At 56.7% G+C, this 20,782-nt stretch carries 16 protein-coding genes; 8 read left to right on the top strand and 8 right to left on the bottom strand.

Annotated features, from left to right (window positions below):
- The first annotated feature begins 68 nt into the window (after positions 1 to 68).
- The 4 genes from H9L06_RS02040 to H9L06_RS02025 all read left to right on the top strand — a co-directional run bounded on the left by H9L06_RS02040 (position 69) and on the right by H9L06_RS02025 (position 5,314).
- On the top strand, positions 69 to 695 hold the full coding sequence (locus H9L06_RS02040) for a DUF3000 domain-containing protein (protein ID WP_187555637.1): 627 nt from the start codon (positions 69 to 71) through the stop codon (positions 693 to 695).
- Positions 685 to 1,854, top strand: a complete 1,170-nt coding sequence (locus H9L06_RS02035) for an HRDC domain-containing protein (protein WP_187555636.1) — start codon at positions 685 to 687, stop codon at positions 1,852 to 1,854. Before H9L06_RS02040 ends, H9L06_RS02035 begins: the two co-directional genes overlap by 11 nt.
- A gap of 122 nt (positions 1,855 to 1,976) precedes the next feature.
- Positions 1,977 to 3,170 carry a thiolase family protein gene (locus H9L06_RS02030; protein ID WP_382336670.1) on the top strand — a complete coding sequence of 398 codons (1,194 nt, stop codon included), beginning with the start codon at positions 1,977 to 1,979 and terminating at the stop codon, positions 3,168 to 3,170.
- A gap of 5 nt (positions 3,171 to 3,175) precedes the next feature.
- The gene (locus H9L06_RS02025) at positions 3,176 to 5,314 is read left to right on the top strand and encodes a 3-hydroxyacyl-CoA dehydrogenase NAD-binding domain-containing protein (RefSeq protein WP_187555634.1); all 2,139 of its coding nucleotides are present in this window, start codon (positions 3,176 to 3,178) and stop codon (positions 5,312 to 5,314) included.
- Between the two features lie 50 nt (positions 5,315 to 5,364).
- On the opposite strand, the gene dxs is transcribed toward H9L06_RS02025, so the two are convergent.
- From dxs to dut, 5 genes are all read right to left on the bottom strand, one after another.
- The gene (dxs, locus tag H9L06_RS02020; RefSeq protein WP_246454447.1) at positions 5,365 to 7,269 is read right to left on the bottom strand and encodes a 1-deoxy-D-xylulose-5-phosphate synthase; all 1,905 of its coding nucleotides are present in this window, start codon (positions 7,267 to 7,269) and stop codon (positions 5,365 to 5,367) included.
- A gap of 102 nt (positions 7,270 to 7,371) precedes the next feature.
- Entirely contained in the window at positions 7,372 to 10,041 is a 2,670-nt protein-coding gene (acnA, locus tag H9L06_RS02015) for an aconitate hydratase AcnA (RefSeq protein ID WP_187555632.1), read from the bottom strand.
- Between the two features lie 63 nt (positions 10,042 to 10,104).
- Positions 10,105 to 10,890, bottom strand: a complete 786-nt coding sequence (locus tag H9L06_RS02010) for a DUF3159 domain-containing protein (protein ID WP_187555631.1) — start codon at positions 10,888 to 10,890, stop codon at positions 10,105 to 10,107.
- Positions 10,859 to 11,566 carry a DUF3710 domain-containing protein gene (locus H9L06_RS02005; protein ID WP_343069251.1) on the bottom strand — a complete coding sequence of 236 codons (708 nt, stop codon included), beginning with the start codon at positions 11,564 to 11,566 and terminating at the stop codon, positions 10,859 to 10,861. Before H9L06_RS02005 ends, H9L06_RS02010 begins: the two co-directional genes overlap by 32 nt.
- Positions 11,567 to 11,601: 35 nt before the next feature.
- A complete protein-coding gene (gene dut, locus H9L06_RS02000) occupies positions 11,602 to 12,045 on the bottom strand; it encodes a dUTP diphosphatase (protein ID WP_187555630.1) in 444 nt (147 codons plus the stop codon).
- A 95-nt stretch (positions 12,046 to 12,140) separates the two neighbouring features.
- On the opposite strand from dut, the gene H9L06_RS01995 reads away from it, so the two are divergent.
- Positions 12,141 to 12,596 (top strand): DUF3093 domain-containing protein, encoded by a 456-nt coding sequence (locus H9L06_RS01995; RefSeq protein ID WP_187555629.1) that lies wholly within the window; start codon positions 12,141 to 12,143, stop codon positions 12,594 to 12,596.
- Positions 12,597 to 12,736: 140 nt separating this feature from the next.
- On the opposite strand, the gene H9L06_RS01990 is transcribed toward H9L06_RS01995, so the two are convergent.
- Positions 12,737 to 13,030: a DUF4193 domain-containing protein gene (locus H9L06_RS01990; protein ID WP_187555628.1), complete on the bottom strand. Its 294-nt coding sequence runs from the start codon at positions 13,028 to 13,030 to the stop codon at positions 12,737 to 12,739.
- A 188-nt stretch (positions 13,031 to 13,218) separates the two neighbouring features.
- Between H9L06_RS01990 and sepH the strand changes: the two genes are divergently transcribed.
- Positions 13,219 to 14,379: a septation protein SepH gene (sepH, locus tag H9L06_RS01985; protein WP_187555627.1), complete on the top strand. Its 1,161-nt coding sequence runs from the start codon at positions 13,219 to 13,221 to the stop codon at positions 14,377 to 14,379.
- Between the two features lie 3 nt (positions 14,380 to 14,382).
- Here sepH and H9L06_RS01980 read toward each other — a convergent pair whose 3' ends face one another.
- Positions 14,383 to 15,666, bottom strand: coding sequence for an alkaline phosphatase family protein (locus H9L06_RS01980; protein WP_246454446.1), 1,284 nt, complete (start codon positions 15,664 to 15,666; stop codon positions 14,383 to 14,385).
- Between H9L06_RS01980 and H9L06_RS01975 the strand changes: the two genes are divergently transcribed.
- Positions 15,653 to 18,121, top strand: a complete 2,469-nt coding sequence (locus tag H9L06_RS01975; RefSeq protein ID WP_187555626.1) for a DNA gyrase/topoisomerase IV subunit A — start codon at positions 15,653 to 15,655, stop codon at positions 18,119 to 18,121. The two genes, H9L06_RS01980 and H9L06_RS01975, sit on opposite strands and share 14 nt — an antisense overlap.
- Positions 18,122 to 18,214: 93 nt before the next feature.
- On the opposite strand, the gene H9L06_RS01970 is transcribed toward H9L06_RS01975, so the two are convergent.
- Positions 18,215 to 20,308, bottom strand: coding sequence for a DNA gyrase/topoisomerase IV subunit B (locus tag H9L06_RS01970; RefSeq protein ID WP_187555625.1), 2,094 nt, complete (start codon positions 20,306 to 20,308; stop codon positions 18,215 to 18,217).
- Positions 20,309 to 20,510: 202 nt separating this feature from the next.
- On the opposite strand from H9L06_RS01970, the gene H9L06_RS11705 reads away from it, so the two are divergent.
- On the top strand, positions 20,511 to 20,735 hold the full coding sequence (locus tag H9L06_RS11705; protein ID WP_246454445.1) for a DUF7455 domain-containing protein: 225 nt from the start codon (positions 20,511 to 20,513) through the stop codon (positions 20,733 to 20,735).
- Positions 20,736 to 20,782 lie beyond the last annotated feature (47 nt).

The raw sequence follows: 20,782 nt of genomic DNA, 5'->3' as shown, positions 1-20,782 counted from the left end.
CTCCCGCATTTTAGTCTCACCCGGCGTGGGAGGCCGAGGAGGCGTACAGCAAACTCTAGTCTTCCTATGTGTCTTCTACGCCAGTGCCGCCTCCGGCCGCTTTCACTGCAGCAGCCGAGCGGCTGCGTAGTAGTCTGCTTCGCAGCGAACTTGTCGTACGTGAGATTCCAGCACCGGAGCGAATCGCACCCCATTCAATCGCATTTGCAGCGGGAATTCGAGAGGGCAAATCTGCAGAGAGCGAGGCTGTACTCGACTCCCCCGCTGGCGCCGGCCGATTTGTGCTCATGTACGATCCAGATTCCTCAGAAGAATGGGGTGGATCATTTCGTGTTGTGTGTTACGCGCAAGCTCCCCTCGAGCTCGAGATTGGTGTCGATCCATTCATATCTGACGTCGCTTGGTCGTGGCTCGTCGATGCTCTATCTTCTCGCAAGGCCTCCTATACATTCCTCTCCGGCACAGCTACGAAGGTGCTGTCAAGCAGCTTCGGTACGCTAGAGGCACGTGGCGATAGCTCTCAGATCGAGCTGCGCGCATCTTGGACACCTCAAGGCGAAGACATTCGCGCTCATATCGAGGCTTGGTCAGAGTTGCTGTGCCTGCTCGCGGGGTTCCCGCATCAAGAAGGTGTCGCCTCGCTTGTCCATCACCGAACGAAATCGAAACGCCCCACAACACCTCATGAGCGCTGAACGCTGGACCCTTGTAACAGATCAAGACGAACTCCACGATGCGAGTCGTCGCATCGCTCAAGGTGAGGGTCCGTTCGGTGTAGACACCGAACGAGCTTCAGGATACCGATATAGCAATCGCGCCTACCTCGTGCAGGTGTATCGACGCGGAGCGGGTACATTCCTTTTTGATCCAACGGGTATCTCAGATTTCTCTCCGCTCGCGAGCGCGCTCACGGGTGACGAATGGGTCCTACATGCGGCGGATCAGGATCTCCCCAGCCTGCGAGAGATCGGACTGGATCCACAAGCACTGTTTGACACTGAACTGGGGTCGAGGCTCTTGGGGCTCGAGCGGGTAGGCCTCGGGTACGTTACTGCAGAGCTCCTCGATGTCACGCTCGAGAAGGCGCATTCGGCAGCGGATTGGTCGACGCGACCGCTTCCGGAACCGTGGCTTGAGTATGCGGCACTCGACGTCGCGCTCCTCCCCGATCTTCGTGATGCGGTCAAACACGCGCTGGAGGAACAGGGGAAGCTGGACTACGCGTTTCAAGAATTCGACGCGGTACTTCGCAAAGCGCCAAAGCCAAAGCCTGAAGATCCTTGGCGCAAGGTTGCAGGAAATAAGCTCAGATCACCACGCCAACTTGCTATGGTGCGCGAACTTTGGACAGCGCGAGACACCCTTGCGAAAAGCAAAGACATAGCTCCCGGCAGGCTCATTCCAGATGCTTCTATAGTCGCCGCAGTACTAGCGAACCCGCGATCACCCGAAGATCTTGCATCGCTCAAAACTTTTCGGGGCCGCGCGAGCCGGACAGAGCTTAATCGTTGGTGGAAGGCAATTTTGCGAGGGAAGACCACTGCGCAACTGCCCGGTCCCCCCACTCGCGCTCCCAACACGATGCCAAATCATCGTGCGTGGCCGCAGCGTTTTCCAGATGCAGCCGAGCGGCTGAGTGAACTGCGCGCTGTGGCCACTGCTGAGTCTGAACGCCAACACATACCCACAGAGAACCTGATTCCGCCGAGCGTGCTGCGGGGATTGGCTTGGGAACCGCCCGCGATCGCCACACCAGAAGCAGTCGCGGAGCGGCTGAGCGAGCTTGGGGCACGCCCCTGGCAAATTGGAATAGTCGCACCAATATTGTGCACCGTTTTTGTAGATAACGAATAAACATGTTCGAGTCGAAAGCGCGCGTTCTCTAGCAAACCATGCACCAGTTCCCCTCGGATCATCTTGGGTTCATAAGATGAAAGACAACTGACACACCACGTAATGGAGGCAAAGTGGCCACAATGAGAGAAGTCGTGTTTGTTGATGGGGTACGCACCCCATTCGGACGCGCAGGCGAAAAGGGCATGTACGCGAGCACACGTGCGGATGATCTCGCAGTGAAAGCTTTACAGGGGCTGGTAAATCGCAACCCTGACCTCCCTCTTGATCGCGTCGACGATGTCGGGATTGCGGCAACTACGCAACAGGGTGATCAGGGGCTTACTCTTGGCCGTACCGTCTCGATTCTTGCTGGCCTTCCAACTACGGTTCCGGGTTTCGCCCTCGACCGCATGTGTGCCGGCGCGATGACCGTTACCGCCATGATGGGTGGTGCGATCGGTTCGGGCCAGTATGACCTTGCGATTGCCGGTGGCGTTGAACACATGGGGCACCATCCCATAGGATTGAACGCTGACCCAAACCCTCGCTTCGTTGCAGAGAAACTCGTGAGCCCGGATGCGCTCAACATGGGCATCACAGCAGAACGACTGCACGACCGTTTTCCTGAGCTTACAAAGGAGCGCGCCGACAGGTTCGGAATGCTGAGTCAGCATAAAGTTCAGGCCGCTTACGATCGAGGTGACATTCAGGCCGACTTGGTTCCGGTCGCGTACAAAACGTCCGAAGGGTGGGGTCTTGCCACTGAGGATGAGGGACGTCGTCCAAACACGACGATGGAGGATCTCGCAGGGCTGAAGACGCCGTTTAGGCCGCACGGCCGCGTGACTGCGGGCACCTCTTCCCCGCTCACAGACGGGGCAACTATTTCACTACTCGCGGGTGGCGATACGGCTCGAGAGTTGGGACTCTCCGCAAAAATGCGGATGGTTTCGTTCGCATTCGCAGGTGTCGAGCCAGAGGTTATGGGACTCGGACCCGTACCTTCAACGGAAAAGGCATTGAAGAAGGCTGGGCTCAAGATCGAAGATATTGGCCTCTTCGAACTTAATGAAGCATTCGCAGTTCAGGTGTTGTCGTTCACCGATCACTTTGGCATTGCCGACGATGATCCACGGGTGAATCCATGGGGCGGCGCGATTGCGTTCGGCCACCCACTCGCCGCGTCAGGAGTGCGTTTAATGGTTCAACTCGCCAGGCAGTTTGAGCAGCGTCCCGATGTTCGCTTCGGCGTCACAGCAATGTGTGTGGGTCTGGGCCAAGGCGGCACCGTTATCTGGGAGAACCCTCACTTCAACGGCAAGAAGGGCAAGTAAGCGCAATGACTGACTACAGCAAGATCGATTTCTCTCCACTCATCGAAGCCTCAGCTGATGAGGTAGTGACCGAGTCATATGTTCGCGATGTTCCGCTTCCCTCTGGTGGCACCCTCGCTCTCATCACATTCGACAACGGTCGGGACTACACCCGCCCGAATACTCTCGGGCCTCGCACACTCCAAGCACTCAACCAGGTGCTTGATTCGCTCACGGGGCGTGCTGCTTCAGGTGAGATTCAGGCGGTTGCGATTACTGGCAAACAATTCATATTTGCAGCAGGTGCGGATCTCTCGAAGGTCTCGACGCTCGCTACACGTGAGAACGCGCGACTTATGGCCCAGTACGGACACCATGTGCTCGGCAAGCTAAGCACCCTTGGCGTGCCTTCTTTCGCATTTGTCAACGGACTCGCACTGGGCGGTGCTATGGAAATTGCGCTCAATTGTGACTACCGCACACTCGATTCGTCAACGGCTGCTCTCGCATTCCCTGAGGTCTTCCTTGGCATAATTCCGGGCTGGGGTGGAGCAACGCTTGTTCCCAACCTCATCGGCATCGAGAATGCAATCGACATCATTGTGTCGAACCCTCTCAAAAACAATCGCATGCTCAAGCCGAAGCAGGCGAAAGAGCTTGGTCTATTCGACGAGATGTTTGGCTCTGCTAGCTTCCTTGAGCAATCAGTCGCGTGGGCAGATGGGGTACTGAACAAGCGGATCAAGGTGTCGAGACCAAACGAACCTGGCAAGCTTGAGCGCCTCACGAAGTGGCCAGTGGCGATCAAGATCGCGCGCGACACGTTACGAGCGAAGATCGGAACCGCAGCTAAGTCACCGTATGTTGCGCTCGATCTGCTGAACGCAGCCAAAGATAACGACAGAGTTCGCGGTTTCGAGCGAGAAGACGAAGCGCTTGCTGAACTCATCTCGGGCGATCAATTTGCCGCATCGATCTACGCCTTCGATCTCGTGCAAAAGCGCGCGAAGCGTCCTGCTGGCGCACCCGATAAGGAGCTCGCGAAGAAGGTCGAGAAGGTCGGAATCATTGGCGCCGGACTCATGGCGAGCCAGTTCGCCTTGCTATTCGCACGTAAGCTTCGCGTGCCCGTCGTCATCACAGATCTAGATCAGGCCCGCGTTGACAAGGGCATCGGGTACATCCGAGGCGAGATCGACAAGATGCTCGAAAAGGGCCGGCTCTCCTCCGACGACGCCAATCAAGTGAAGGCACTTGTCACAGGCACAACAGATAAGTCGCAATTTGCTGACTGCGATTGGGTAATCGAGGCAGTCTTTGAAGAAGTCTCAGTGAAACAGCAGGTCTTTGCCGAGATCGAGCCCATCATCGCTGAAGACGCAATTCTTGCAACGAATACCTCGTCGCTCTCTGTTGAGGAGATTGGTAAGAACCTCGCTCATCCGGAGCGGCTCGTTGGATTCCACTTCTTCAACCCGGTAGCGGTCATGCCGCTCCTTGAGGTCGTAAATGCGCCTGAGACAAACGAGACAACGCTTTCGACCGCGATGGTCATTGCGAAGAAGCTCGGTAAGAGCGCGATTATTACGGCGGATCGGCCGGGGTTCGTCGTGAATCGTTTGCTCGCCAAGGTAATGGGTGAGGCTGCACGTGCTCTCGACGAAGGAACGCCAATGCCCGTCGTTGAGCAGGCGCTCGCACCAATCGGTCTACCAATGGGGCCATTCGAACTCATTGATCTGGTGGGTTGGAAGGTCGCTGCACACGTGCAAGACACAATGGTGCACGCGTTCCCCGAACGGTTCTACGCTTCGCCAAACCTTCACGCCTTGGCTGAGATCTCTGATCCACTCGTGAAAACAAAGATGGGCAAGGTTGAAGACCTTTCTAAGGAAGCGAAGAAGGCGCTCACCTTTGGCAACACTCCCGTCACCGCGGAGGTGATTCTGAAGCGTGTTGAAGACGAACTCGCGAACGAGATCAAGATTATGCTCGATGAAGATGTGGTGCATGCCGCCGAAGACATCGACCTTGGTCTAATCCTCGGTGCCGGTTGGCCGTTCCAGGCTGGTGGGGCGACCCCATACCTGGATCGCGTCGGAGCCTCAGAACGCGCGTTTGGAAGCACGTTTCACACTCCCAAAATTGGCAGCGTAGAGAGCTAAACGATCTGTAGGTGGGCCACCTTCATTGGAAGGCTGGCCCACCTGCTCCGTCACTCGGGACGCGCGATCGGGAGTCGTTTGCCCTGCACCTGCTCAACAACATCTGACGCGATTTGCACAGCGGTGAGACCCGCATACTCCAGTAGTTCGCCACGTGAAGCGTGCGTGAGAAACTCATACGGGGTGCCGAGTTCACTCACTGCGGTGTCGACTCCGCCCTCGCGCAATTCTTGGCGGATCGTGGTGCCTACTCCCCCGACCCGTATTCCATCTTCAATCGCAATCACGAGCCGATGGGTTCGCGCAAGGTCGACAATCGAACGCTGAACAGGTATCACCCAGCGCGGATCAACAACCGTGGAGGTGATGCCTTGTTGTTCGAGAAGCGCCGCGGTTTCGAGAGCAATTCGCGCCATCGGCCCAACCGCAACGAACAGCACATCAGCGTGTTCTCGGTCAGCACTCTCGAGCAACACATCAACGCCATCTTCTGATCGACGCAGCGCGGCAATTGGCTCTCCCACACTCCCCTTTGGGTATCGAATTACCGTCGGTGCATCATCGATTTCAACTGCCTCACCCAAAAGCTCTCTCAGTGTGGCTTCATCGCGAGGAGCAGCGATCTGGATTCCAGGAATCACCTGCAATGTCGCGAGATCCCAAACTCCGTTATGACTTGCACCGTCAGGGCCTGTAATGCCCGCACGATCGAGCACAAAGGTGACTCCCGCCCGATGGAGGGCGACGTCCATAAGCAACTGGTCGAATGCTCGATTCATAAATGTTGCGTAGATGGCCACAACAGGATGGAGGCCGCCATATGCGAGACCGGCGGCAGAGGTCACTGCGTGCTGCTCTGCAATTCCAACGTCATACACGCGGCGAGGGTACGCCTTTGCAAAGGCATCAAGCCCTGTAGGGTTCAGCATCGCTCCGGTGATCCCGACAATTCGCTCGTTCTGGTGCGCGAGCTCGAGAATTCGCTCCCGGAACACCGACGTCCAGCTTCTCCCAGAGGAGGCGTCTAGCGATTCTCCGTTCTCTGGATTGATCTGCCCGATAGCGTGGAACTGGTCGGCCTGATCGTTCTCAGCTGGGGCGTAGCCGTGCCCTTTCTCGGTGATCACGTGAACGATGGTCGGCCGCCCGTATGCCTTCGCCTGTTTCAGCGCGCGCTCCACGGCCTCTAAATCATGTCCATGAATCGGGCCGACGTACTTGATGTCGAGGTTGCTATACAGATCTTGATTGCCAGAAGCGCGACTCACGAGCCCCCGTATCGCACCTCTCGCGGCTCGATACACAGTGCGACCAGGAGCACCTAAGCGGTCAAAGAGACGCTCGCTCCCCTCTTGCAGGTCACGATAGCTATCGGTGACGCGCACGCCGTTCAGGAATCGAGCGAATCCACCGATTGTCGGCGCGTACGAGCGCCCATTGTCATTAACGACAATGACAAGGTTGCGATCGTTATCGTCAGTGATGTTATTGAGTGCTTCCCAGGTCATACCGCCTGTGAGAGCACCGTCTCCGACGACCGCAATGACATGCCGGTCCTGGCGCCCGGTGCGCGTAAACGCTCGCGAAATACCGTCGGCCCAGCTCAGTGAACTCGAAGCGTGTGAGCTCTCAACGACGTCGTGAGGGCTTTCTGCACGCTGCGGGTACCCCGCTAGCCCGTCCTTCATCCTGAGGCGCGAGAAGTCTTTGCGGCCTGTGAGCAGCTTGTGCACGTAGCTCTGATGCCCGGTATCGAAAATTATCGGGTCATTGGGTGAGTCAAAGACACGGTGGATCGCAATTGTGAGCTCTACAACACCGAGGTTCGGGCCGAGATGGCCTCCAGTCTTTGAAACTTCGGAAATAAGGAACTGACGAATCTCAGCGGCAAGGTCGGTGCATTCTTCTACACTCAACGCGTCTAAATCACGCGGTCCGTTGATTCGTTCAAGCATCATTTCATTCTACTCAATCACCCTGGCCTCGCATTGCAGCCTAAAGACGGGAAAACCCCAGTGGGCCTTAGCGGACCACTGGGGTTTTCTTCTCTGAGCGTGTTACACGAGTGAACGGAGCACGTACTGCAGAATTCCACCGTTACGGTAGTAATCCGCCTCACCCGGGGTGTCGATACGAACCACTGCATCGAACTCGATTGCAGTTCCGTCTACCTTCACTGCCTTAACCGAAACAGTCTTCGGTGTCGATCCACCGTTGAGTGCAGTGATGCCCGTAATGTCAAACGTTTCCGTACCGTCGAGACCGAGATCATCGGCGCTCTTACCGGCCGGGAACTGAAGCGGAAGCACACCCATGCCGATGAGGTTCGAACGGTGGATACGCTCGAAGCTCTCAGCGATAACGGCGTGCACGCCGAGCAGACTCGTTCCCTTGGCGGCCCAGTCGCGAGATGAACCCGAACCGTACTCCTTACCACCAAGTACGACGAGCGGGATTCCTGCAGCCTGGTAGTTCTGCGACGCATCGTAGATGTAGGACTGTGGGCCACCCTCTTGCGTGAAGTCACGGGTGAAGCCACCCTCGACATCGTCGAGAAGCTGGTTACGCAGACGAATGTTCGCAAACGTGCCGCGGATCATGACTTCGTGGTTACCGCGTCGCGAACCGTAGGTATTGAAGTCCTTCGGAGCGATACCGTTTTCTACGAGGTAACGCCCCGCAGGGGTCTCGGCCTTAAAGCTGCCAGCAGGGCTGATGTGGTCGGTCGTAACCGAGTCACCAAGCTTCGCGAGCACGCGAGCACCCGTGATGTCTTGCACAGGTGATGGCTCAAGCTGCATGCCGTCGAAGTACGGAGCCTTGCGAACATAGGTCGACTTCTCATCCCACTCGAAGGTATTGCCCTCTGGTGTGGGAAGTGAGGCCCAGTGCTCGTCACCATCGAATACCGTCGCGTACTTTTCGCGGAACATGTCGGAATCGATCGAGGCGTCAGCGATCTGCTGAACCTCGGTCGGATCTGGCCAGATGTCGCGGAGGTACACCTCGTTGCCTTCGGAGTCTTGACCGAGTGATTCAGTCTCGAAATCGAAATCCATGCTGCCCGCAAGTGAGTACGCCACAACGAGTGGTGGGCTCGCAAGATAGTTCATCTTGATGTCGGGGTTAATGCGGCCCTCGAAGTTACGGTTGCCCGAGAGCACTGCCGTAACAGCGAGATCATTGTCGTTTACTGCCTGCGAGATTTCATCGTTCAGCGGACCGGAGTTACCAATGCAGGTCATGCAACCGTAGCCGACCAGGTAGAACCCGAGTGCTTCAAGATCGTCGGTGAGACCCGACTTCTCGTAGTAATCGGTGACAACCTTAGAGCCCGGAGCGAGCGTGGTCTTCACCCATGGCTTCGCCTTGAGTCCCTTTGCGACTGCATTGCGTGCAAGCACGCCGGCAGCAAGCATTACCGAAGGGTTCGAGGTATTGGTGCACGACGTAATTGACGCAAGCGTAACCGCGCCGTGATCGAGAGCGAATTCGTTGCCGTCTTCGTCCTTCACCTTCGCGGGGTTCGAAGCCTGAGCGTAGTTCTTCAGATCTGTCTCGAACTGGTTCTTCGCATTCGTAAGCTCAATGCGGTCCTGCGGGCGCTTCGGGCCGGCAATCGATGAGACAACGGTTCCGAGATCGAGCTCGAGGTACTCCGAGAATTCGGGTTCGTTCGATGGATCATGCCACATGCCCTGTGCCTGCGTGTATGCCTTCACGAGCTCAACCTGAGCCTCATCGCGACCCGTAAGTCGCATGTAGTCAAGGGTGACGTCGTCTACCGGGAACATTGCTGCGGTCGAACCAAACTCGGGGCTCATGTTGCCGATGGTCGCACGGTTAGCGAGCGGGACTGATCCGACGCCTGCGCCGTAGAACTCGACGAACTTACCGACCACGCCGTGATTGCGAAGCATCTGCGTGATGGTGAGCACCACGTCAGTCGCCGTAACCCCAGCAGGAATCTTGCCGGAAAGCTTGAAGCCAACAACACGTGGGATCAACATGGAAATAGGCTGACCAAGCATTGCGGCCTCTGCCTCAATACCGCCGACGCCCCAACCGAGTACGCCGAGGCCGTTCTGCATTGTTGTGTGTGAGTCGGTGCCCACAGAGGTGTCTGGGTATGCCTGCAGCACTCCGTCTACCTCGCGCGTAAAGGTCACGCGAGCAAGGTGCTCGATATTCACCTGGTGAACAATGCCAGTCCCTGGAGGAACTACCTTAAAGTCATCAAACGCGCCCTGGCCCCAACGGAGGAACTGGTAGCGCTCGCCATTGCGCTGGTACTCAATTTCAACGTTCTTCTTGAACGCATCTGGCGTACCAAAGACATCTGAGATTACCGAGTGGTCGATGACCAACTCAGCGGGGGCAAGCGGATTGATCTTGTTCGGGTCGCCACCGAGGTCAGTCACAGCTTCACGCATGGTAGCGAGGTCGACAACACAGGGAACGCCCGTGAAGTCTTGCATGATCACACGTGCTGGCGTGAACTGAATCTCAGTATCTGGCTCAGCGTTCGGATCCCAATTGCCAAGTGCCTCAATGTGCTGCTTCGTAACGTTTGCACCGTCTTCGGTGCGCAAGAGGTTCTCAAGAAGCACCTTCAAGCTGTACGGAAGCCGGGCGCTTCCCGGAACCTTTCCGATTTCAAAATACTCATATGTTGCGTCTCCGACTGCGAGTGTATTTTTCGCGTCGAAACTATTGACCGATGCCATGAGGTTCCTCCAAAGTCTCTCGATGTCAAGATAAATCCTACACCGTCACGGAGCGTTCTGCTTTCACTTCGAGGGGGTGTTCTCTCCCGAGATTACGCCATTCTCGCCGCTTGAATCATCTGATGAAGAGCGAAATTTTCGGATCCCAAACCACGTAGCAATGAGTACGATCGCGAATAGCGGTATCCCCATCGCAATGCGAGCAACGCCCAGGGCCCCGACCTGCTCCGAAAGGTACATCGGAAGCTGCACAGCGAGCCGCGCGATAAATAACCCAAGCCACATGACCGTCAGCCAAGTTGAAGCCCGACGGAGTCTCGGCTCGATCCGCCACTTCTTCGTGTCACCGTCAATGAAGCCCGCAATCAGACCGATGATCGGCCGACCCACGAGAATCGAACCAATCAACACGACCGCCCAGGCAATGTTGGTGATGAATCCCGAGAGAAAATAATCCACCCCGCGCCCAGTGATCAGCGTGATGAGCACTGCAATACCGACACCGAGCATTCCAGAGAGCGCCGAAACCACTGTCTCACGCTGAATGAGCCTAAAGATGACGAGAAGTACAGCCATGGCTCCAGGAACCAGCGCAGAAAGGCGCGCATCTTGAGTGAACACGTACAGCACGATGAACACCAAGCTCGGCACAATCGCCTCGAATATCCCGCGAATGCCTCCGATTGCTTCAAACACGCCAGACGCGGTCAGTTCTTGGCCTTCGGCCCCTGCGCGCACCGCACGCGCGATGCTTCCGTTCAGCGCCTGAGCACCGATCCCGCGCGAAACCTGTTCTGAGTTTGATAACCCAGAATCGTCAGCTGCAGGTTCGTGGTGTGGATCGCTCACGCCTGTGCCGACTTGCCGTTCTGCTGTGCGACCTGCTGACCAGCCTGAACTCCCGCGGGTACGCGCATAGGCAGAAGGTCGCCGGGGGCATCGGTGAATCTCCGCGAACCACAACGATTTCGCGGAACAGCTCGAACATGTTTTCTCGTGCCTCAGCCTCAAGCGCCGCGGCCCCCATTAATACGCCACGAAGCGTCCAACGTGGACCGTCGACACCAATGAATCGCACAATCCGCGTGCCACCGCCCTGGTCCTCTGGCACACTCGTCTTCGTCACGAGTTCTGGGCCAAGAGCACCGGCTTCCTCCTCGACCGCAGCGCCTTGTTGCTCAAGCTGGGTTGTAAGGTCTACACGAATCTTGTTCCACAAACCACTCGTCTTCGGGGCGGAAAACGCTTGCACTTGTAGTAGCGATCCTGAGTATTCGAGTGAAACCGCAACGACACGCTTCGCGCGTTCGTCTACCTCAAGCCGCATCTGCAGACCCTCGCGAGGAGCGATCTTGATGCCACCGAGATCAACGTAGGGTCGCATCGCGGGAACCTCAGCGATATCGAATGGGCCAGCGGTTTCGCGATCCTCCGGCGCAGACTTCTCAGGACTTGGCTCCTGGGTCTCAGTCTCCTCAACGGCCTCTTCTGCTGCTAAGTTCTCAGTCAATTCTTCGTCGCTCATGTGTTCGTCTCCTCGAAACTTTCGTCAGCACGGACCTATGCGTGTGCGCTCACACCGGTGGAGCCAAAGCCCCCAGCACCGCGCACGCTTTCTGACAACTCAGACACCGGAACAAAAACCGCCCGGCTGACAGGGGTCACAATCATCTGGGCTATCCGATCGCCAATGGCCACCTCAAATGGTTCTGAACGATCGGTGTTCAGCAGGGTGACCTTAATTTCCCCCCGATAACCTGCGTCAACCGTGCCCGGCGAGTTGAGCACAGTGATTCCCTTCTTGGCCGCAAGCCCACTTCTCGGCACGACAAACGCCGCATACCCTTCTGGCAGTGCGATCGCCACGCCAGTCGAAACAAGAGCGCGCTCGCCCGGCGCGATCGTAAGTGCTTCTGCGGCACACAGATCTGCACCGGCGTCATCAAAGTGCGCGTACTTCGGAACTTGATCCGCAATTATTGGAATCTCTACGAGGTCAGTCACTCACCCAGGCTATCGGATTAACGTCAGAACCTCGTGTTGATCCCCGCTCCAAGAGCGCACAGATTTGCCGCGAGAGTTATCGAGATAATGGGAGCATGACTGCTGAGACAAGCAATGCGCATTATCGAGAGCGCCTCGTACCCGGGTTCGGCTTTTTTGTAGCGTGGTTGCTGGTGATTCCCGCAGTTGCCCTAATAATGATGCCGATCAACGCGCAAGCAGCCATACCAACCGCTATTGCGATGTACGTTGTTATCGCAATCATCTTCTTTGCGCTGAGCCCGATCATTGAAGTAAGCGAAGGTCAGCTGCAAGCTGGCCGAGCGGTCATTCCAGTCGAGTTCATCGGCAAGATAGAGCCGCTCGGTTCCGAACTCTTGCGTAAATCGATCGGCCAAGACGCCGACGCGCGCAACTATTTACTCGTTCGAGGGTGGATCCACATGGGATTGAAGCTCGAAATCGCAGATGAGAACGATCCGACTCCGTACTGGATCATCACCAGCCGCAAGCCGCTCGCACTCGCAGAGGCAATTCGGCCGAAAGGCTAACGGTCAAGCTGCCGCAGGGGCGGCACCGACGCCTACGAAAACGCGATGCGTTTTCTTGTTAGGCGTCCACCCCGCGCTACGCTCCGTGGGCTGCCGCAGGGGCGGCACCGACGCCTACGAAAACGCGATGCGTTTTCTTGTTAGGCGTCGCACTCCACACAGATTGGTCCGAGATCAGTGTCGCGTGAGTGCTGTGAGCGGTGACGCACCAAGAAGCAATTCACACAAGTAAATTCATCTGCCTGCTGCGGCAGAACGACAACATCGAGCTCGACATCAGAGAGATCGGACCCGCCGAGATCGAAGCTCGGATTGTCCGCATCTTCGGAGTCAATGGACGAACTGCCCTTCGACGGACCGCGTTCTTTTAACGCTTCGATCGACTCAGCAGCTTCGTCGTCGTTCTTGCGTGGTGCGTCGTAATCAGTTGCCATGTTCTCCTGCTAATTTCTTGCGTCTGGCGTAAGGGAGCGGCCATAGTCTGCCTGAATGTTCGCCCGAACGCAAACTGTACTACCTGTGAACATCCTTGAAACGAAAAGTTCCGCACACTCGCCCAGGTCAATACCGGGTCGATTCACTTTGCTGTGACACGCTTGAGCGAACACCGAAGGGATCTGCAATGGATGAACTGCGCGTAGTACGACGCGAAGACAACGCACTCATCCTCGCCAACGAACTCGGCGAGGAATATCGTTTCGTTGTTGACGAGCTAGCAGCAAATGAAGTCCGACAACTCAGCAAGAAATCAATGGGCACGCTCTCAGTACGTCCGCGTGAAATTCAGGCGATGCTGCGTTCGGGCAAAACCCGCGCAGAAGTCGCAGCCGAGACTGGACTTGAGGAAAGCGACGTTGAGCGCTTCGAAGAGCCGGTTCGCGCAGAGCAGCGCTACATGTTGGACCTGGCACACGCAGTGCCGGTGAGAACCGATCCATCATCTGACACCGGCGATCGCGGTGATGAGCAACGCTTCGGTGAAGTCATCGCAGAGCGGCTTATCGGACTTGGAAATCAGCAGAGCACCTGGCGCTCCTGGCGCGACGAGAATGCTGGCTGGATGATCGGTCTCGTCTTCGACACACGGGACGGTGATCACGATGCAATTTGGGGCTTTGATCATCGAAAGCGAGTGCTCAACCCCCTCTCTCCTGACGCTACGAACCTCTCCAAAGTTGGGGACGTGGGTGACAGGCTCATTCCCAAGCTCCGCGCTGTTGACAATGACCAGCGCGAACGCTTCGATTCAGATGCGTTCGATCCTGACGCACTACTGAACCGCGACGACATTGAGGAGCAGCACTCAGAACCTTCGAGTGCGGAGGCAACGAGCGCTGCTTCCAAACCAGACGATGACGAAGAATATGAACGTCGCCGCGAGATTGATCAGCTCGCCGTGAAGACCGACGCGAGCGGCGACGAGTTAAGTGAGACAGCTGATCTGCTTGACGCGCTTCGCCGCCGACGGGGTGAGCGCTCGGCGCAGAACGAGTCAACTCCCCCAGAACGCACCGGCGCAGCCGCTAACATCTGGGGAACGGCAGGTGTCTCAGGAGAGAGTGCAGACGCTAGTGCTGACGATTCAGAGAGCCCCAGCGGATCCACAATTCGAGCCGTCGAAACATCGGAAACTGTCGCCGAACGAGGTGACGAAAATGCATTGCCCATCTCTGGGCTCGAGCCCTCAAAGCGCGACTCGAAGCAATCTCGACGCGGTCGTTCATCGATTCCGAGCTGGGACGACATCCTTTTCGGTACGCGCAGCGACGACGACCCTGCTTAGGCCTCAGCTTCGCGAGTGCCCCAAATCGAATGTATCGCGCGCCTGCGCATACGATTCGACAGCTTTCGCGTAGCCGCTTCCCGCAAAGTCACCTGCAAGGATGAGCGGTATTCCGCGCTCCTCATCAGTCCATGAACCGTGTTGACCCACCATGTTGAACGACTGTGGATCGTCGTCGGTCATGTAGTAAGCACACTGACCCCGCGCAGCAAGCAAGACGTCGCCTGTCCGTTCCGGTACTCCTGGACCGATCGTGTTACCGAATACACCAGACTCAAATGCCTGCGCCCTCGTTACAACCCAGGCACGCTTTCCTTCGATGCGTCGCAGCCATTCCGTAAATGGGTGTGGATCCGAGCCTTCGCGCAAGTAGAAGCTTCTAAATCGAGGCTCACCCCCAACGTCAACCACATCAGAAAACTCGCTCGAATTACGATCAAATATTACTTGCTGGTGCGCTTCGACATCGACCATGCCGTGATCAGCGGTGAGTACGACCCCGGTGTCTGCTGGTAGACCGACAAGGAAATCCGCCAGCGCAGCATCAAGCTGCTCGAGTCGCTCGGCCCAGCTCTCGCTTTGCCAACCGCTCTTATGACCGGCTCGATCCAGCTCATCAATGTAGACGTACGCGAGTGCGGCATCCTCATTTGCGATGAAACTTTTGGCTGCGGCGAATCGATCTGCGATTCGCGATCCACCAATATAACTTGCGCCCGTGAGCACCGCCCTCGAGAACCCACTTTCAGCATGAGCAGGGCGCCCGAAAACCGATGACCGAATTCCAGCTCTCGCCGCAAGTTCAAAAAGTGTCGGTGCGAGTTGCCAGGCTCGAACATCGGGAATATGTTCCCAATCTCGAAGAGAGGTGATGATTCCAAGTTCAGGGTGGCGGATCTTATACCCGATGTGACCGTGCTCACCGGGCAGTTTGCCCGTTGTGAGAGTCGTAATTGCGGCCGAGGTGGTTGAGGGAGACACCGTCGTTATTCGGCGCTGTGAGAGCGAGGCAAGCGTTGGCGCGTGGGTTGAACGCGCCTTGAGGTTCGCTGTACCCAGCCCGTCGACCATGATTACTACGAGCGAGCGTATTGCCGGAAGCCTCTCGCGAAGCAGTTGGAATTCTTCTCGCCCTATCGAAGCACCGACCGCGTTCTCGACCAGTTCTCGAGGGCCGTTTTCAAGCGATTTCGCTATTGCGAGCAGCCCAGTTGGGAGAAGTGCGGCAAGCCTTCCGCCGTTGTCTGTGGCAGTCGGTAGCATGTAGTCCATTATGGCCGATGTCACTGAACTTGACTCCAACACCGCCCACGAGACACACGGCGAACGCATCGAAGACATCGACATCTCGCAAGAGATGGAGGGGTCGTTCCTCGAGTACGCATACTCTGTGATTTACTCGCGCGCACTTCCCGACGCACGCGATGGGCTCAAACCGGTGCAGCGTCGCATTCTCTACATGATGACCGACATGGGTCTGCGCCCAGACAAGGGTCACGTGAAGTCTGCCCGTGTTGTTGGCGAAGTGATGGGCAAGTTGCACCCGCACGGTGATTCGTCCATCTACGACGCACTCGTTCGGCTCGCACAGGGCTTTGCGATGCGCCTTCCCCTCATCGACGGCCACGGCAACTTTGGCTCGCTTGATGACGGTCCGGCGGCATCTCGATATACCGAGGCGAGGCTGGCGGGTGCGGCACTCGGCATGACCGAGTCGCTCGATGAAGATGTCGTCGACTTTGTTCCGAATTACGACAACCAGATCATGCAGCCCGACGTGTTGCCCTCTGCTGTACCAAACCTTCTCGTGAACGGTGCGAGCGGAATTGCTGTGGGTATGGCTACCAACCTTGCGCCGCACAACCTGATCGAGGTTGTTGAGGGTGCAAAACACCTGCTGTACCACCCTGAAGCCACGGTCGAAGACCTGATGGAGTTCATTCCTGGCCCGGACCTGCCTGGTGGCGGCACGATTGTTGGGCTCGATGGAGTGAAGGATGCGTATCGAACCGGCCGCGGAGCCTTTCGCACGCGTGCCAAGGTCTCGATTGAGCAGCTGACGGCGCGGCGCACCGGGCTCGTAGTCACCGAACTCCCGTACCTCGTGGGCCCCGAACGCGTCATCGAGAAAATTAAGCAGGGCGTCGACGCGAAGAAGCTCTCGGGCATCACTGATGTCGTTGACCTCACAGACCGCAAGAACGGTTTGAAGCTTGTGATCACGCTGAAGACAGGCTTCTCCCCCGACGCCGTACTCGCTCAGTTGTACCGGTATACACCGCTCGAAGACTCGTTCAGCATCAATTCTGTCGCACTCGTCGATGGGCAACCACAGACGCTTGGGCTACGTGAGATGCTACGGGTGTTCCTTGACCACCGCCTCTCCGTCATCACTCGCCGCAGTGAGTTCAGGCTCCGCAAACGCAAAGATCGGTTGCATCTTGTCGAGGGCCTACTCATTGCAATTCTTGACATTGACGAAGTCATTCAGGTTATTCGCACGAGTGATGACGCAGACGAGGCGCGCAAACGTCTTATGCAGGTGTTCGACCTGTCTGAAGCGCAATCAGAATACATTCTTGAGCTTCGTCTACGCAGGCTTACTAAGTTTTCTCGTGTCGAGCTTGAGGCCGAACGCGATGAACTCCAGGCCGAAATTGAACGCCTCCTCGAGATCCTTGGCAGCAAGGAGCGACTCCGTGACGTTGTGGCGCAGGAGCTCGATGCAGCATCGGCCGCTTACGGCACTCCGCGCCGCACTCTACTTACCGGCGCCATAGCGAAGCCCGCGCGTTCCACAGTCTCCGCAGACGAACTACAGGTCGCAGACACTCCGTGTACCGTCATGCTGTCTGCAACCGGTCGCGCACTGCGTGTGGATCGTGACCCCGAGGCGCTTGACACCCCGAGAGGTACTTCCCGCGCGACCAAGCATGGCGCCGTGAGTGCGAGGGTTGACACGACGGTCCGAGGAGAAATCGGTGCGATTCTCTCTGACGGAACGCTGCACCGATTTACTCCGGTAGATCTTCCGCTCGTTCCCGCGGCATCGATCGCGTTCTCCGCAGGAGTTCGACTCAATGAGTACCTCGGATTGACGGACAAGAAACTGAAAGTGGTGGGTGTCGTGCCGCTCGACACTGAGACACCGGTCGGAGTCTTTACGACCCAAGGTGTTGTCAAGCGAGTAATACTCACCGACTTGCCTGCTCGGCCGTCGTTTGAAGTCATCACGCTCAAGCCTCAGGATTCAGTTGTCGCAGCCTTCCTTGCACCTGATGAGACTGAGTTTGCCGCCGTATCAAACGATGCTCAATTGCTTCGATTTGCGGCCTCTGCGGTTCGGCCCCAGGGGCGAGCTGCGGGTGGAATGGCCGGGATGAAGCTGGGATTGGGTGCAAAGATTCTGTTTGCGACCGCTATTGAAGCAGATGCTGAAGCCAATGTAGTTACTGTTGCAGAGAGTTCCGATGAGAATGCCCTGATCGGCACAGGCGGCGCGTCGGGCAAAATCTCCGCGTGGTCCGAGTTCCCTGCGAAGGGTCGCGCCACGGGCGGGGTGCGTGCTCAGCGATTCCTGAAGGGCGAATCCGGGCTCACAGCTGCGTGGGTGGGCACGGGACAGCCCAGAGCATTGTCAACAGATGGCACCGCCAGAAAGCTGCCAGAGACGATGAGCAAACGTGACGGATCAGGCTCGCCGCTCGAAGGGTCAGTGACCTATATTGGCGAAACCCCGTAGAACACCAATGCGCTGGTGTACGCATGCAGATCTCTGCGTACGTACACCAGCGCGGAGGCTTGTTCCTCGACCGGTTTTGGCAGCTCAGAGCGCTTAGGCGTCGATTCGCTCTCTGTCGAGATCGTCCGCGTTCTCAATAATGAACTCCTTGCGCGGAGCGACCTCATTCCCCATGAGCAACTCGAAAACCTGCGAGGCGGCATGGGCGTCTTCAAGCCTTACACGCCGGAGTGTACGGTGCTCGCGATCCATTGTCGTCTCAGCGAGCTGATCTGCATCCATCTCTCCGAGGCCTTTATAGCGCTGAATTGGTTCAACATACTTTTTGCCGCGCTTGTGCAGGTTCTTCAGAACTTCTTGCAGCTCCCGCTCACTGTACGTGTAGATAATGTCGTTCGGTTTGCGCCCAGCGTTCTGCACAACAACTCGGTGCAACGGAGGAACCGCTGCATATACGCGGCCAGCCTCCAGCATGGGTCGCATATAGCGGAAAAAGAGTGTGAGCAAGAGTGTACGAATATGTGCACCGTCAACATCTGCGTCACTCATGAGAATGACTTTGCCGTATCGCGCGAGTTCGAGGTCAAAATCTCGCCCAGATCCCGCCCCAATAACTTTAATGATCGCTCCACACTCAGTGTTCGAAAGCATCTCAGCAAGCGATGCCTTCTGCACGTTTAGGATCTTTCCTCGAATCGGCAGAAGAGCCTGATATTCACTGTCGCGAGCGGGTCGTGCAGTTCCGAGCGCACTGTCACCCTCAACGATGAATAACTCTGAGTTCGCGACATCTTTCGAGCGGCAGTCAATGAGCTTTGCGGGCAGCGATGAGTTTTCAAGTGTGCTCTTGCGCCTAGCGGTATCTCGTTGAGCACGCATCGCTATGCGTGACTTCATCTCCGAGACCATCTTCTCGAGCAGCGCACCGGTTTGCAGCTTGTCGTGCTTTTTCGCGGACTCGAACTTTGCGTTCAGTGCACTTGTCACTGCTTTAGAGACAATTTGACGGACTGCGGCAGTGCCGAGAACTTCCTTAGTTTGCCCCTCAAACTGTGGTTCGGGAACCCGTACTGTGACGATCGCGGTAAGTCCGGTAAGAATGTCATCCTTATCCGGCCTGTCGCTGCCTGCCTTGAGCTTGCGAGAATTCTGCTCTATCTGTTTACGGAAGAACTTCGTAAGTCCCTGCTCAAACCCAGCAAGGTGTGTACCGCCCTTTGGGGTTGCGATGATGTTGACGAAGCTTTGTATCTCAGTTTCGTAGCCGGTGCCCCAACGCAGTGCGATATCGACTTCACATTCTCGCTCGACTTCCCGTGATACGAGGTGCCCAGTTGACTCATCGATTACCGGCACAGTTTCGGTGAACTTACCTGAATCTGTCACTCGCCAGGTGTCGGTGATCGGTGAATCGGATGAAAGAAAGTTCACGAACTCAGCGAGCCCACCTTCGTAATTGAAGCTGTGGATCGGAGCTTCGCCTGACTCATCTAATGACTCTGGTCGCTCGTCACGAATCTCGATACCAAGACCTGGCACGAGAAAGGCAGTTTGTCGAGCGCGGGCAATCAGCGACTCAGGTTCAAACCTTGCGGTAGGAAGAAAAATCTGAGGATCAGCCCAGTATCGGACGCGAGTCCCGCTCAGACCTTTCTTAACTTTGCCTACAACACGGAGTTCAGAGGACTGCTCGAACGGCGTAAATGGGCTGTCTGGCCCGTCCCCCGAAAACACCCCTGGTTCGCCGTGCCGGAATGACATGCCCCATGTCTTTCCATCGCGGTCTACCTCAACATCGAGCCTTGAAGACAGAGCATTCACTACGGAGGCTCCCACGCCGTGCAGACCGCCGGAGGATGCGTAACCGCCCCCACCAAATTTGCCGCCGGCATGCAACTTTGTAAATACAAGCTCTACACCACTTAGACCGCTTCGAGGTTCGATATCTACCGGCACGCCGCGACCATCATCTGCGACCGTCACGCTGTTGTCCTCGTGCAAGGTAATACGGATATTGGTGCCGTAGCCTGCGAGGGCCTCATCAACCGAGTTGTCGATGATCTCCCACAAGCAGTGCATGAGACCACGCGAGTCCGTCGTGCCGATATACATTCCCGGTCGCTTGCGAACCGCCTCTAGGCCCTCAAGAACAGTGAGGTGTCTGGCCGAATAGCTCGAATCTGCCACGGGAGTGAACCTGCTTTCTTTAATGCCCTCATACTGTATTCCACCCCACTGACATCCTGAGCGAGGCAGTGCGGCGAGTGGCAATATCTAGCACTAGCCTGACCTGCAACACCTACGCGCTGAGCGAAACAGCGCCGAAGTTAAGCCATTCCTGCAACTTCTAATGATTTGATGGTTACACCTAAGTTGCCGGGAGGTAGATATGAGCACATTAGAGCAAACCGCTGAAGCGACGGAAGTGAACGAAGCAAACCGTCCAATGAGCGCACTCGACCGTTGCGACAGCTGTGGGGCGCAAGCTTACGTACGCGCTGAACTGAGCGGGAGTGAATTGCTCTTCTGCGCTCACCACGCAAAGAAGCATGAACCGAAGCTTCGTCCAATTGCAGATAGCTGGTACGACGAGAGCCACAAGTTGAATGCATAAGTTACTCGGTGCCTCTGATGCACTGATCGTGACTATGATCCTCTGAC

The organism is Leucobacter denitrificans (assembly GCF_014396385.1).
In the GTDB taxonomy this organism is placed as follows: domain Bacteria; phylum Actinomycetota; class Actinomycetes; order Actinomycetales; family Microbacteriaceae; genus Leucobacter; species Leucobacter denitrificans.
The sequence above is the reverse complement of the archived record's forward strand: the minus strand, read 5'-3'. Positions and strand labels throughout refer to the sequence as shown.

Coding starts and splice junctions, on each gene's coding strand:
- H9L06_RS02035 (WP_187555636.1), top strand. CDS start 685: ATGAGCGCTGAACGCTGGACCCTTGTAACAGATCAAGACGAACTCCAC.
- H9L06_RS02030 (WP_382336670.1), top strand. CDS start 1,977: ATGAGAGAAGTCGTGTTTGTTGATGGGGTACGCACCCCATTCGGACGC.
- H9L06_RS02025 (WP_187555634.1), top strand. CDS start 3,176: ATGACTGACTACAGCAAGATCGATTTCTCTCCACTCATCGAAGCCTCA.
- dxs (WP_246454447.1), bottom strand. CDS start 7,269: ATGCTTGAACGAATCAACGGACCGCGTGATTTAGACGCGTTGAGTGTA.
- acnA (WP_187555632.1), bottom strand. CDS start 10,041: ATGGCATCGGTCAATAGTTTCGACGCGAAAAATACACTCGCAGTCGGA.
- H9L06_RS02005 (WP_343069251.1), bottom strand. CDS start 11,566: ATGAGCGACGAAGAATTGACTGAGAACTTAGCAGCAGAAGAGGCCGTT.
- H9L06_RS01995 (WP_187555629.1), top strand. CDS start 12,141: ATGACTGCTGAGACAAGCAATGCGCATTATCGAGAGCGCCTCGTACCC.
- H9L06_RS01990 (WP_187555628.1), bottom strand. CDS start 13,030: ATGGCAACTGATTACGACGCACCACGCAAGAACGACGACGAAGCTGCT.
- sepH (WP_187555627.1), top strand. CDS start 13,219: ATGGATGAACTGCGCGTAGTACGACGCGAAGACAACGCACTCATCCTC.
- H9L06_RS01975 (WP_187555626.1), top strand. CDS start 15,653: ATGGCCGATGTCACTGAACTTGACTCCAACACCGCCCACGAGACACAC.
- H9L06_RS11705 (WP_246454445.1), top strand. CDS start 20,511: ATGAGCACATTAGAGCAAACCGCTGAAGCGACGGAAGTGAACGAAGCA.